This window comes from Kouleothrix sp. 19917 (genome assembly GCF_057073505.1).
On sequence record NZ_CP097099.1, the window covers coordinates 2731601 to 2744769 of the forward strand.

7 protein-coding genes, 1 tRNA gene and 3 rRNA genes are annotated in these 13169 nt (G+C 59.7%); 7 read left to right on the forward strand and 4 right to left on the reverse strand.

Translation table 11 applies throughout. The annotated features are described in order from the left end of the window. Positions 1 to 145 precede the first annotated feature (145 nt). Both M1P90_RS11080 and M1P90_RS11085 read left to right on the forward strand, forming a co-directional pair. Complete coding sequence (locus M1P90_RS11080; RefSeq protein WP_483702694.1) at positions 146 to 814, forward strand: TetR/AcrR family transcriptional regulator; 669 nt, start codon at positions 146 to 148, stop codon at positions 812 to 814. Positions 815 to 836: 22 nt separating this feature from the next. Beyond that, positions 837 to 2072, forward strand: coding sequence for an MFS transporter (locus tag M1P90_RS11085; protein WP_483702695.1), 1236 nt, complete (start codon positions 837 to 839; stop codon positions 2070 to 2072). A gap of 152 nt (positions 2073 to 2224) precedes the next feature. On the opposite strand, the gene M1P90_RS11090 is transcribed toward M1P90_RS11085, so the two are convergent. The 4 genes from M1P90_RS11090 to M1P90_RS11105 form a co-directional block, all read right to left on the reverse strand. Continuing rightward, positions 2225 to 2299: transfer RNA gene (locus M1P90_RS11090), tRNA-Met, on the reverse strand. A 4-nt stretch (positions 2300 to 2303) separates the two neighbouring features. Continuing rightward, positions 2304 to 2419 (reverse strand): 5S ribosomal RNA (gene rrf / locus M1P90_RS11095). 76 nt (positions 2420 to 2495) lie between these two features. Continuing rightward, positions 2496 to 5445: ribosomal RNA gene (locus tag M1P90_RS11100) — 23S ribosomal RNA — on the reverse strand. Positions 5446 to 5687: 242 nt separating this feature from the next. Continuing rightward, a 16S ribosomal RNA gene (locus M1P90_RS11105) occupies positions 5688 to 7168 on the reverse strand. Together the 16S, 23S and 5S rRNA genes with 1 tRNA gene alongside form the textbook arrangement of a ribosomal RNA operon. Before the next feature lie 807 nt (positions 7169 to 7975). Here M1P90_RS11105 and M1P90_RS11110 point away from each other — a divergent pair. The 5 genes from M1P90_RS11110 to galE all read left to right on the forward strand — a co-directional run bounded on the left by M1P90_RS11110 (position 7976) and on the right by galE (position 13124). Beyond that, positions 7976 to 8893, forward strand: coding sequence for an oxidoreductase (locus tag M1P90_RS11110; RefSeq protein ID WP_483702697.1), 918 nt, complete (start codon positions 7976 to 7978; stop codon positions 8891 to 8893). Between the two features lie 52 nt (positions 8894 to 8945). Continuing rightward, the gene (locus M1P90_RS11115; protein WP_483702698.1) at positions 8946 to 9347 is read left to right on the forward strand and encodes a hypothetical protein; all 402 of its coding nucleotides are present in this window, start codon (positions 8946 to 8948) and stop codon (positions 9345 to 9347) included. Between the two features lie 26 nt (positions 9348 to 9373). Then, entirely contained in the window at positions 9374 to 10651 is a 1278-nt protein-coding gene (locus M1P90_RS11120) for a M16 family metallopeptidase (protein WP_483702699.1), read from the forward strand. A gap of 9 nt (positions 10652 to 10660) precedes the next feature. Further along, positions 10661 to 11941 (forward strand): M16 family metallopeptidase, encoded by a 1281-nt coding sequence (locus tag M1P90_RS11125; protein ID WP_483702700.1) that lies wholly within the window; start codon positions 10661 to 10663, stop codon positions 11939 to 11941. 199 nt (positions 11942 to 12140) lie between these two features. Then, the gene (gene galE / locus M1P90_RS11130; RefSeq protein WP_483702701.1) at positions 12141 to 13124 is read left to right on the forward strand and encodes a UDP-glucose 4-epimerase GalE; all 984 of its coding nucleotides are present in this window, start codon (positions 12141 to 12143) and stop codon (positions 13122 to 13124) included. Positions 13125 to 13169 lie beyond the last annotated feature (45 nt).

Genomic DNA, 13169 nt, shown 5'->3' on the forward strand with positions numbered 1-13169 from the left:
AATCGTACTATAACGGAAGTTTGCTTTACTTGCAAGTAGGACTTTTGACGGTTTCGTAAGAATTGTATATTATGATAGCGTGGCGAAATATCGGAGGGTTGTGAGTGTGTGATGTTGTTGCAGCTCTCAGTATAGAAGAAAGATTTTGGGCGCACCATTGAAAGATAAGGATCATTCCATGACAACTCCATTGCGAGAACGCCGCCGCCAGATGCTGCGCGACGAAATTCTTCAGGCGGCAGGTGCGCTGCTGAATGAAAAAGGCTACGCAGCCATGTCAATGGATGATCTTGCTACATCTGCGGGCATCTCAAAGCCAACGCTGTATACGCATTTTGCGAATAAGGAAGAGTTGATTCTGGCGGCGGTGATGCACTGGTTCGAGCGCGTGGACGAGGCAGTTCAAAACGACCCAACGCCGCGCACGCCCTTGCAACAACTGACGTTTATTCTCCGCACCGTGTTGCAACTGCAAATCGATAATGGCGCACTTTCGCCCCGCCCCTGGTCGCCCGAGATTTTGCAAATCATTCGCCAGAACGAGTCGGTCTTAGCGCGCCTCTGCCAGGTCGATACCGCAATTAGCAATATTGTACAGGCTGCGCTTGCTTCCGGCGAAATCGACCAGCGTTTAGATGCAGCCACCGTCATTTACAGTTTTTTTGCATTCATTCATACCATGCACTTGCCCGTTTTTCGGCTCAAAATCCTGAACTTCAGCGATACTGATTTGCCCGCCTTCAACCCCGAAACGGCGGCCAGCGCCCTGGCGCATGTATTCGAACAGGGCGTCCGTGCAAGCACGCAGCCATAAGCGTGCATAGCCGATTGCTTTCATGAGCACAGCGCCTACAGTGGAACCGCCGCTTGGGCGTGCCGCGCGCCTCTACCTCGTTCATATCGCGCTGCTTACGGTCAGCCTGTCAATCGTTGGGTTGCTCTTCAATCTCGCAATCCTCGCATTCGGCTTCTCTATCGATTTCCTTGGCGTGCTCAACACCACGTCATTCGGCGCGTCAGTTATCCTCAGCCTGCCTTTGCTCTGGATCCTGGGACGTTTACCGCTTCGTTTTGCACTGATTGTTAGCGCCGTGCTGCAGGTACTTGGCGTGTCCCTGCTGGCACTCTGGCCACAGACAGCCGGCCTGCTGCTTGCCAGCGCCCTGCTTGGCACCGCAGCCGTCCTTTTCGACATTAGTGCCGCGCCATTCATGATGCGCCACAGCACCGACGCTACCCGCGACCAGCTGTTCAGCGCAAACACCGCCATTCGTGTCGGATTGGGCGGCGTAGGAAGTCTGTTCGGTGGTCAGCTTCCGGCGCTGGCAGCGCTCTGGCTGGAAGCCTCGGCACAAAGCCCGCTCGCATACCGCGTAGCGTTCCTGGTTGCTGTGCTTGGCCTCGCGCTGGCGCTTGTTCCCTTGCTGCTTATTGGCCGCTCAGCCCCACCGAAAACAATCACCGCACCAGCGGAAAAATCTCCTTCAGGCGTCTGGGCGTTGCTGCTGCGCAAGCCCGGCCCGCTTATCAAGCTGATGATCTCGCCGGTGCTTATATCGTTTGGCGCAGCACTCCTTGTGCCATATCTCAATCTGTTCTTCAAGCAGCGCTTCGAAACTTCCGATCAAATGCTTGGCCTCATTTTCGCGGGCCTGGGCATTTGCACAGGCCTGGCGGCACTGGCCGCTCCACGCTTATCGGCACGCATTGGAAAAATGCCAACGATCGTCCTGACCGAAGCGTTGGGTATCCCTTTCCTGCTGGTACTGGGCTTTGCGCCGCTACTTGGCATTGCAGTTGGCGCGGCGCTGGCACGCGCGGCGCTATTCAACATGGCAACGCCTTTATACGACGCTTTCGCTATGGAAACATCCAGCGAAGAAGCGCGGCCCACTATTATTGCCTTACTGAATGGCGCCTACAGCATTGGTTACCTTGGCGGGCCACTGCTGAGCACATATATTCAGTCGTACTATGGTTTCACGCCCGTGTTTCTATGCACCGCCTGCTGCTATACCCTCGCCGTGTGGGCAAAATACCAATTTTTCATCCGCCATACCAGGTTTGGGTAAAACTCACATATAGTGGGGCGTGAACTGGGCTTCGCTGCTCCACAAACCTGCTACGGCACGCCGCTTCGCCGCACGCCTAACAGGAAATATGAATACTCAGTTTGAAGCAACAAAAAAACCAGCCTGTTCATTTGAACAAGCTGGTTTCGTATTGGTAGCGGCGGATGGATTCGAACCATCGACCTTCGGGTTATGAGCCCGACGAGCTGCCACTGCTCCACGCCGCGATGAAGGGTGCACGGACCTACTCTCCCAGCGGGCAACCCGCCAGTACCATCGGCGCTGCTGCGTTTCACGACCCGGTTCGGGATGGGACGGGGTGGGACCACAGCGCTTCTCGCACACCACTGGCTCAGGGGCCAGTGCCGAGATACCAAATGACATCAGACCAAGCAGCGCATCATCTTCCGTACACGTCTTCCCCCAGGGAAGCCCTCGTCCATGCGCACTGGTCGCCTCCACGTGTCGCCACGCCTCCAGCTCCAGCCGCTCACCCAGTCATCTCCTGGGGGACTTACCGGGCCAAGCCCGTGAGTGTACTCATCTTGCGGCGCATTTCCCACTTAGATGCTTTCAGCGGTTCTTGCTTCCGGACATAGCTACGGAGCCTGCAGGTCGTCCCACAACTCCTCCACCAGCGGTCCGTCCAATCCGGTCCTCTCGTACTAAGATCAGCTCCGCGCAATACACTAGGCGCCCGTAGCGGATAGAGACCGAACTGTCTCACGACGTTCTGAACCCAGCTCGCGTGCCGCTTTAATGGGCGAACAGCCCAACCCTTGGGACCGACTCCAGCCCCAGGATGCGACGAGCCGACATCGAGGTGCCAAACCCTGCCGTCGATGTGAACTCTTGGGCAGGATCAGCCTGTTATCCCCAGGGTAGCTTTTATCCGATAAGCTACGGCCGTTCCACTCCGGGCCGTAGGATCACTAAGGCCGACTTTCGTCTCTGCGCGGCCTGTTTGCCTTGCAGTCAAGCCCCCTTGTGCCTTTGCACTCAACCGCGGGTTGCCATCCCGCGTGAGGGGACCATTGCGCGCCTCCGTTACCTTTTGGGAGGCGTCCGCCCCAGACAAACTACCCACCAGCCACGGTCCGCACCTTTCGCGCGTGAGGACGCAATCTACGACAGAGTGGTATTTCACTGCTGCCTCCCCGACCCCCGCAAGGGCCGGATCAAAGGCTCCCACCTATGCTACGCAGCCGTAGACCGCATCCAATGGCAAGCTGTAGTAAAGCTCCATGGGGTCTTTTTGTCCTGCTACGGGTTCACGGCGTCCTAACCGTGATCGCAGTTTCACCGAGCCCCGGGTCGAGACACTGCCCAGATCGTGATGCCTTTCGTGCGGGTCGGAACTTACCCGACAAGGAATTTCGCTACCTTAGGACTGTTATAGTTACAGCCGCCGTTCACTGGGGCTTCGGTTCGGAGCGTGAACCCCTCCCCTTAACCTTCCAGCACTGGGCAGGCATCAGCCCCTATACGTCGTCTTACGACTTCAGCAGGGACCTGTGGTTCTGTTATCCAGTCGCCTGGGCCTGGTTTGTGCCGCTCCCAGCCGCTCGCCGCGCAAGGCGGGTCACCGCCAGGAGCCCCCCTTCTACCGAAGGTACGGGGGTAAATTGCCGAGTTCCTTAACCCGGGATCACTCGTCCACCTTAGCTTGCTCAGCCAGCCTACCTGTGTCGGTTTGCGGTACGGGTACGGTTATTCTCCCGAGCCGGCCTTTCTTGACTGCCTAGGTGCCCCCCCCTTGCGGTGGGTATTGCTACCCCCGCTCGCTCTCGCCTCTCGGTCACCGACACAGGGATTAACCTGTGCCTCCCTACCAGCTTGGACGGCGCACGTCTCGCCGCGGCGGTTCCCCATCAGCATCCGGCATTGGTCAAACGAATAAACCATAGTACTGGAATATCTACCAGTTGTCCATCGCTCATCACCCGCTGGGGTGTGGCTTAGGCCCGACTAACCCGCCGCGGATCACCCTTGCGGCGGAACCCTTAGGCTTCCGGTGGGGGAGGTTCGCACTCCCCTTCTCTGTTACTCGTTCCGGCATTCGCACTCGACAGGCCTCCACGGTTGGCTTCCGCTACCGCTTCGCCGGCCTGCCGACGCTCCCCCTACCACGCAGCCAAAATGGCTGCATCCTGAGCTTCGGTACCATGCTTTGCCCCGCTGGATTATCGGCGCGCCGTCACTCGACCAGTGAGCTGTTACGCACTCTTTCAAGGGTGGCTGCTTCTAAGCCAACCTCCTGGTTGTTTGTGCAACGACACATCCTTTGCCACTCAGCATGGATTTCGGGACCTTAGCTGCAGGTCTGGGTTGTTTCCCTTTTGACAATGAACGTTTGCGCCCACTGTCTCACTCCGGTGGTGTGCTGCCTGCATTCGGAGTTTGCCGTCGCTTGGTAGGCGGTGAAGCCCCCGCACAACAACAGTGCTCTACCTCAGGCAGCCCCTACATCCGGGCTGCACCTCAATGCATTTCGGGGAGAACCAGCTATCTCCGCTTTCGATTGGCATTTCACCCCTATCCACAGTTCATCCGAGCAGTTTGTAACCTACACCGGTTCGGCCCTCCACGTCCTGTTACGGACGCTTCAGCCTGACCATGGATAGCTCAAGCGGTTTCGGGTCTACCCCCCGCGACACGCGCCCTATTCAGACTCGCTTTCGCTGTGGCTCCGCCTATGACTGGCTTAACCGGCCACGAAGGGTAACTCGCCGGATCATACTCCAAAAGGCACGCCGTCAGGCGACACAAGGTCTCGCCCTTCGACTGCACGTAAGCAGACGGTTTCAGGATCTATTTCACTCCCCTCGCCGGGGTACTTTTCACCGTTCCCTCACGGTACTGTGCGCTATCGGTCACTGCGTGTATGTAGCCTTGGGAGGTGGGCCCCCCAGCTTCACGCCGGATTTCTCGTGTCCGGCGCTACTCAAGAGCTATCCCAGGAGCAACGGCGTGGGTCGGGTACCCGGCTGTCACGGTCTGTGGCGACGCTTTCCAGACGTCTTTCCCTGCACGGTTGCGCACCTGCGAGAAGCGGCAGCTTCTCAGCGGATAGTCTTCCAACCCGAGACGCGCAAGGCCTGCCGGCTTGGCACGCGGCTCGTTTAGGCTTCCCCCGGTTCGCTCGCCGCTACTACGGGGATGATTTCTGTTCCTCGGGGTACATGAGATGTTTCAGTTCCCCCGGTGCCCTCCGCCAATCGGCGGTCACAGCCAAAGGCTGTGGGGTTGCCCCATTCGGAAATCGGAGGATCAACGCCCGCTCGCGGCTCCCCCCCGCTTATCGCAGCAATGCCACGTCCTTCTTCGGCACGCAGCGCCGAGGCATCCACCCTCTGCTCATTCTGTCTTCCCTGAAGGAAGACGTATATGGACGAAAATGATGCTCGGTCGCGCATCAGTCGCTTCCTTCACAGAAAGCGCTGACGCTTTGATGTCATTTCGTATCTCTGCACTTGGTAAGGTACAACAGCGGCTCCGAGGAGCTGCTGCAGGGCCTTCACCCCTGAATCGTGATGACGCCGTTGTTCCCATTCTCTCACTCCCCGCTCGCCGGGTGAGTGTTGTGGGTTCGCCTTCTCGCGAAGGTCTCCCTAGAAAGGAGGTGATCCAGCCGCACCTTCCGGTACGGCTACCTTGTTACGACTTCGTCCCAGTCGCTGCCCCTGCCCTCGGCCGCTGCCTCCGCCGAAACGGTTGGCCCACGGACTTCAAGCATTGACAACTCCCATGACGTGACGGGCGGTGTGTACAAGGCCCGGGTACGTATTCACCGCGCCATGGCTGATACGCGGTTACTAGCAACTCCGCCTTCATGGGGGCGAGTTGCAGCCCCCAATCTGCACTGGGTCGGTGATTGGCGATTTGCTCCCTGTTGCCAGGTCGCTGCGCATTGCCACCGACATTGTAGCGTGTGTGTCGCCCCAGGCGTAAGAGCCATGCGGACTTGACGTCATCCCCGCCTTCCTCCCAAGATGGGCAGTCCGGCCAGACACAGGTAACTGACCGTAGGGGTTGCGCTCGTTGCGGGACTTAACCCAACATCTCACGACACGAGCTGACGACAGCCATGCAGCATCTGTGGCACACCCTCGAAGGCGACCGGCTTTCACCGGCTTGCAGTGCCATGTCAAACCTGGGTAAGGTTCTGCGCGTTGCGTCGAATTAAACCACACGCTCCGCTGCTTGTGCGGGCCCCCGTCAATTCCTTTGAGTTTTAAGCTTGCGCTCGTAGTTCCCAGGCGGAATACTTACCGCGTTAGCTGGGGCACCCGGCGGACGAATATCGCCCCCCAGATGCCGAGTATTCATCGTTTACGGCGTGGACTACCCGGGTATCTAATCCGGTTCGCTCCCCACGCTTTCGCACCTGAGCGTCAGCTCTGGCCCAGTTCGCTGGTTTCCCCCTTGGTGTTCCTGCCGATCTCTACGCATTTCACCACTACACCGGCAATTCCACGAACCTCTGCCAGGCTCAAGTCGGGCCGTATGGGATGGCCTCGGCCCGTTAAGCGGGCCGCTTTCACACCCCACGTGCCCAACCGCCTGCGTGCGCTTTACGCCCAGTCAATCCGGACAACGCTTGGCTCCTCTGTCTTACCGCGGCTGCTGGCACAGAGTTAGCCGAGCCTTATTCCCGGGGTACGGTCACAATCATCCCCCGGAAAAGGAGTTTACAACCCGAAGGCCGTCATCCTCCACGCGGCGTTGCTCGTTCAGGCTTGCGCCCATTGACGAAAATTCCTTGCTGCTGCCTCCCGTAGGAGTCTGGGCCGTGTCTCAGTCCCAGTCTGGCTGGTTGTCCTCACAGACCAGCTACCCGTCAGTGGCTTGGTGGGCCGTTACCCCGCCAACTACCTGATGGGCCGCAGGCTCCTCCGACCGCGCATTACTGCTTTCCTCTTGCGAGCGTATGCGGGATTAGCACGCCTTTCGGCGCGTTATCCCCCACGGTCGGGCAGATTCCCACGTGTTCCTCAGCCGTGCGCCACTCAGAGCCCGAAGGCTCTCCGTGCGACTTGCATGCATTAGGCACGCCGCCAGCGTTCGTCCTGAGCCAGGATCAAACTCTTCATGCAGTGAATGGAGCGCCGAAGCGACACCACCCACGACCCTGGCGAGAAAAAGAAAGAAAAGGACGGGAACGTGTGCATCATCACGATTCAGTTGTGAAGGTACAGGGTGCCGTGGACAGGGCGAAGGCGAACAAAAAACCAGGGGTCAGCACGCAGTTGAAGCGGCGGACACCTGGCGACGTCTCTGGCCACCCGGCCAGCGCGTTTCGCGGAAAGAGAGCGCCTTGACCTGTTTGTTACGTCTACCGCGTGAGCGGTGAGACGACGGCGAAACAACGAGGGAGAGTATAGCACAGGGTTGACGACGTGTCAAACCGGTGTTGCATCTCCGCTTCGGCGTTGCGGCGAGCGGCGGTTTGGCTCATCGCCATCGTGCCGGGGGTCGTTCGCAACGTCGCGGAGTGTAGCACAGGAATGACGATTTGTCAAACCGGTGTTTCGTCTCCACTTTCGCGTTGCGGCGAGCGGCGGTTTGGCTCATCGCCATCGTGCCGGGGGTCGTTCGCAACGAGGCGGAGTATACCATCCACCCCCGTACTTGTCAAATCATTTATCGATTACAATTTCAAGCCTTCGCAATGCGGAATTTCGCCAAAATCCTTTTACTTAATGCCGAGAGAATTTCGGGCAGTTTTCGCCAATTTCTGGGAGCTAGTGCGATAGCCGCTGCGAGTTCGAATGCAAAAGTCGGCGCTGTGAAGGCAGGTTTTCCATTACTTCTTACGGTATAATGAGTGCCGGCACACAGACAATTGAGATGTGCCAGCCCCTGGTAGTGTTTGCCAAGGTGTCTGAGCGATGGAATAACCAATGCATCCTTTGTTCAGCCCACTGCGCCTTGCACATAGACGCCTGCCTAATCGTCTCGTTCTTGGGTCACTCGCAAGTGGTTTAGCCGTTCCCGATGGCGGTTTTACCGAGATGCTGCGGGCATACTATGAACTGCGCGCCAGCAGCGCCGTTAGCCTGATCGTGACTGAGCCCATGTACGCCATGCCGCCGCGCGATGCGCTTACGAACCATCTTGGCCTGTATACCCATGCACAACGCGATGGCCTGGCCCGCTGCATTCGCGGTATTCACCGCTATGATGCGGCGGCGGTGGTGATGATCGACCAGCCGCTGTGGGTGGCACGTGCCACCGACAAGGAGCTGGCCGCCCTGGGGCAGGCTTTTCTGGCGGCGGCTCAGCGCGCGCGGGCGGCCGGGGCCGACGGCGTTATGTTTTCGGCTGGCGACGGCGGCCTGTTCGACCAGCTTATTTCGCCATTGCAAAATCAGCGCGCCGCACCCTATGGCGGCAGTTTACGTGGACGTTTGAAGCTGCTGCTCGATACGATTGAAGCGCTCGCGCGGCACCGCGACCCGTTTATCATTGGCGTGCGGCTGAATGTCGAGGAATTTACGCCTGGTGGCCTGAGTCTCCCGGAAGCACGAATGATCGCTTCGCAGCTGAGCGGCGCGGGCGCACACTTCATTGAGATCTGCGCTAAAAAACCGCGCGATGCGCTGGTGGCGCAATTTCCCGGCTGGCAGGTGCCACTTGCCGAGAGTTTGAAATCGGTGGTTGCGCTGCCAGTGATGGTTGGTGGGCAGCTCGATGATCCATTTCTTGCGGATGGTGTGATTCGCGATCGCAGCGCCGATTTGATCGACATTGGCGAACGATTGCGCCAGGAACCGCACTGGCCTCTGGCGGCGCACGCCGCGCTGGATGCCCGGGCATAAGGCTGCAATTCCCCTGAACAGGCCGAGGCTGTAAATGAAGGCGGGAGGCGCAATGCGACGGAGAACGCTCTGGCTGTTGCTGGCGCTGCCGGCCTTGCTGCTGACCCTGTGCAGCGCAGGGTTCGCTCAGGCCTGGGTGGGGCGAGGGCAGGAGCTTATTCTACCAGGCGCGCATAATGCCGAAATCAAGCGAACAGGCTTGTTTAAGATTACCGCCAGCTACCAATTAGTTGATGGCAAAACAGTGCGCCATGCCCTTCAGTATATGCGAAACCATGGCTGGAGACAGGTGCACACTAGCAATATCGAACGAGGTGTCTATACGCTGGTACGCTCTGAAGTATCGGGCTATGCCCGCGATATTGTGCTGCTCAGCGTTGAAGATGGTGACCACAGCCAAATTGTAGTACAGTATGGTCGCTGCTTTCGGACGACGTGGTTGAGCTGCATGTGATTTCGAGGAGTGCAGAAAGGAAAATCATGGCTTTGGTGCAAGAAACAACACTGCCGAATGGCATGCTAGTGCTGACGCGCGAAGTGCATTCCGCGCCGGTAGCGACGTGCTGCGTGTGGTATCGCGTTGGCGCGCGCAACGAGCGCCCTGGCATCACCGGCATTTCGCACTGGGTTGAGCATATGCTGTTCAAAGGAACACCCGACATTCCCAAGGGCGAGATGGATCGCCTGATTGCGCGGAACGGCGGCACCTTTAACGGCTTCACATCGCAGGATTATACGGCCTACTTCGAAACCCTGCCGGCTGACCGGATCGAGCTGGGTTTGCAGATCGAGTCTGATCGTATGGTCAACTCGCTGTTCGACCCAGCCGAGGTCGATAGCGAGCGCACAGTGATTATTTCCGAGCGCGAAGGCCACGAAAACGATCCCGAGTGGTGGCTTTCGGAAGCAATGATGGCCTCAGCCTTCCAGATTCACCCATACCGCAACGAGGTAATTGGCTGGAAAGGCGACCTGCTTGCGATGACACGCGAAGAGCTATACAGCCACTACCAGACCTACTATATGCCTAACAACGCTATTCTCGTCGTAGTGGGCGATTTCGACACCGATGCGCTGATGCCCAGGATCGAGCACTACTTTGCTGGCCTGCCGGTTGGCCCAAGTATCCCGGCGGTGCGCGGCCAAGAGCCCGAGCAGCAGGGCGAGCGGCGCGTGGTGGTGCGGCGGCCCGGCCCGGCTGAGTATGTGCAGATCGGCTTCCATACGCCTAACTGCAAGCATGCCGACTTTGCGCCGCTGGTGATTCTCGATGCGGTGCTGTCGGGCGCGAAGGGCATGGGTTTTGGCGGCGGTGCACAAACCAACCGCAGCGCGCGCATCTACCGGGCGCTGATTGAGACGCAGCTGGCCGCCTATGCCGGCAGCGGCTTCCGCGCCATGCATGATCCCTACCTGTTCGAGCTGGACGCGACGGTGCAGGAAGGTCACACTGCCGCCGAGATCGAAGCTGCGCTCCTGCACGAAGTCGAAAAGATCCAGCAGGATGGCGTTGAGGCGGCTGAGATGGCCAAAGTCATCAAGCAAGCGCGCGCGCAGATGGCCTATTCGAGCGAAAGTGTCACGCAGCAGGCGTTGCGCCTGGGCATGTGGGAAGTGCTCGACAGTTACGGCCGACTCGACACACTGCTGGATGAACTGGCCGCCGTCACTGCCGACGACGTGCAGCGCGTGGCGCAAACCTACCTCACCGAGCGCTTTCGCACGGTCGGGCATTTTCTGCCCACGGCCGAAGCATAAGGATACGCTATGACAGCATCAAATGGGCGCGCCGCCACGATCGAAACCGCCGTGCGGCACGTGCTGCCCAATGGAATGGTTGCCCTGCTGCAGCGCAACCCGAGCAGCCCAACGGTGACGGTGCGCGGCGAAGTGCGCGTGGGCGCGGTGAACGAGCCAGCTGCGCAGAACGGCCTGGCCGTGTTTACTGGCGCATCGCTGATTCGTGGCACGCAGACGCGCACGTTTCAGGACATTGTGGCAACAACCGAGGCGCTGGGCGCGAGCGTGAACGCGGGCGGCGGGCTGCACAGCAGCGGTTTTGCCGGGCGCGCGCTGGCCGAAGACCTGGGTCTGATCCTCGAAATTCTGGCTGATATGCTCCAGCACCCGATCTTTCCCGCGCATGAAGTGGACCGGCTGCGCAACCAGTTCCTGATGGGCTTGCGCGAAAGCGAGCAGGAAACCCGCACGCAGGCATCGCGGGCGGCGCGGGCCATGCTCTTCCCGCCCGAGCACCCCTACAGCCGGCTGAGCAGCGGCACAATCGACACAGTCAGCGCGCTCTCTCGCGAGCAGTTGATCGCCTTTCACCAGAACTACCACCCGGCGGTGACAACCGTCGCGATTGTGGGCGACATCGACCCGCCCGCGGTGATCGCGGCGCTGGAGCACGCATTCGGCGGCTGGGAGCCCAGCAGCACGCCGCCCACGCAGGTGCTGCCGCCCGTGCAGCCCCTTACCGGCGTGCAGCGCCGCGACCTGACATTAAACGGCAAAGTGCAGAGCGACCTGATCTACGCGGTACACGGCCTGAATCGCATGAACCCCGATTTCTACGCCGCGAACGTGGGCAACATGATTCTCGGGCGGATTGGGCTGGGTGGGCGGCTGGGCGACAATGTGCGCGAGCGGCAGGGGCTGGCCTACTCGTGTGGCAGCAGCATCGACGCCGACCTGGGCGCGGGGCCGTGGGCGGCGCTGGCAGGTGTGAACCCGGCCAACATCGAGCGCGCAGTTGCCGCGATCGTGCACGAAATTGGCGAGTTCTGCGAGCGCGGCCCCAGCACCGAGGAGCTGAGCGACGCCCGCGACTATATGACCGGCAGCCTGGCGCTGGGCCTGGAAACAAACGACGGCATCGCCGGCACGCTGCTGGGGATCGAGCGCTACAACCTGGGCTTCGATTATATTTCGCGCTACCCCGACCTGATTCGCGGCATCAGCGCCGAGCAGATCGTGGAGGTGGCGCGCAAATATCTTTCCACCGAAAACTATATTGTCGTAACGGCTGGGCCTGCAGTCTCCTAGAAACGATGAACCACGAAGACACGAAGACATGAAGACCAAAGGCCTATAAAAATTAAGTTCAAAAGCAAGAACGAGCGCCGACGCCTGATACAGAGCGTCGGCGTTTTTCTGGCCGCCATCACGCAAGCATCATTCCCTCGGCAGCATCGGTATCTATACAATACCAGCGATGGCAAGAAGCGCAAAAGGAGATTGTGATTTGAACGTATTGGTGACAGGTGGCGCGGGCTATATCGGCAGCGCCGTGGTGGAAGAATTACTGGCCGAGCAGCACACGCCAGTTGTGTTCGATAATCTGGTGGCGGGGCATGCCGAAGCAGTGCCGCCCGATGTCGCATTTGTGCAGGGCGACCTGTTCGACAGCACGCTGCTGCGCAAGACCCTGGCCGATTTCCGGATCGACGCGGTGATTCACCTGGCGGCATTTCTCCAGCCCAATGAGTCAATGACCAACCCCGGCAAATATTTCCAGAATAATGTCGCCGGCACCGTTTCGCTGCTGAACGCGATGGTCGAGGGCAAGGTGCGGCGCTTCATTCTGTCGTCGACGTGCGCGAGCTTTGGCAACCCACAGTACACGCCGATCGATGAGCAGCACCCGCAGCAGCCGATCAGCCCCTACGGCGTCAGCAAGCTCATGATCGAGCAGATGCTGCCGTGGTACGAGCAGGCGCACGGCCTCCACTCCAGCTGCATGCGCTACTTCAACGCCTGTGGCGCAACGCCCGAGCGCGGCGAGGATCACGACCCTGAGATTCACCTGATCCCGCTGATTTTGCAGGTGGCGATGGGCAAGCGCGCGAACGTCAAGATCTTCGGCACCGACTACGACACGCCCGACGGCACATGCATCCGTGATTATGTCCATATCAGCGACCTGGGGCGGGCGCATGTGCTGGCGCTCGAGCCGCTGAGCGAGCGCAGCCGCAACTTCAACCTGGCGAATGGCGACGGCTTTACCGTGCGCGAGGTGATCGAGGCGGCGCGCAAAGTGACCGGGCACGCAATTCCGGCTGTGGAAGAGCCGCGCCGCGCGGGCGACCCGCCGGTGATGATTGGCGACAGCCGGCGCGCCCGCGAGGAACTGGGCTGGGCGCCGCGCTACCCAAACATCGAGTCGATCATCCAGAGCGCATGGGACTGGCATACGCGCTTCCCGCAGGGCTACGCCACCGCGAAGTAAACACGCGGGCAACAAAAAGCGGAGCAGCTGTGCTGGCTGCTCCGC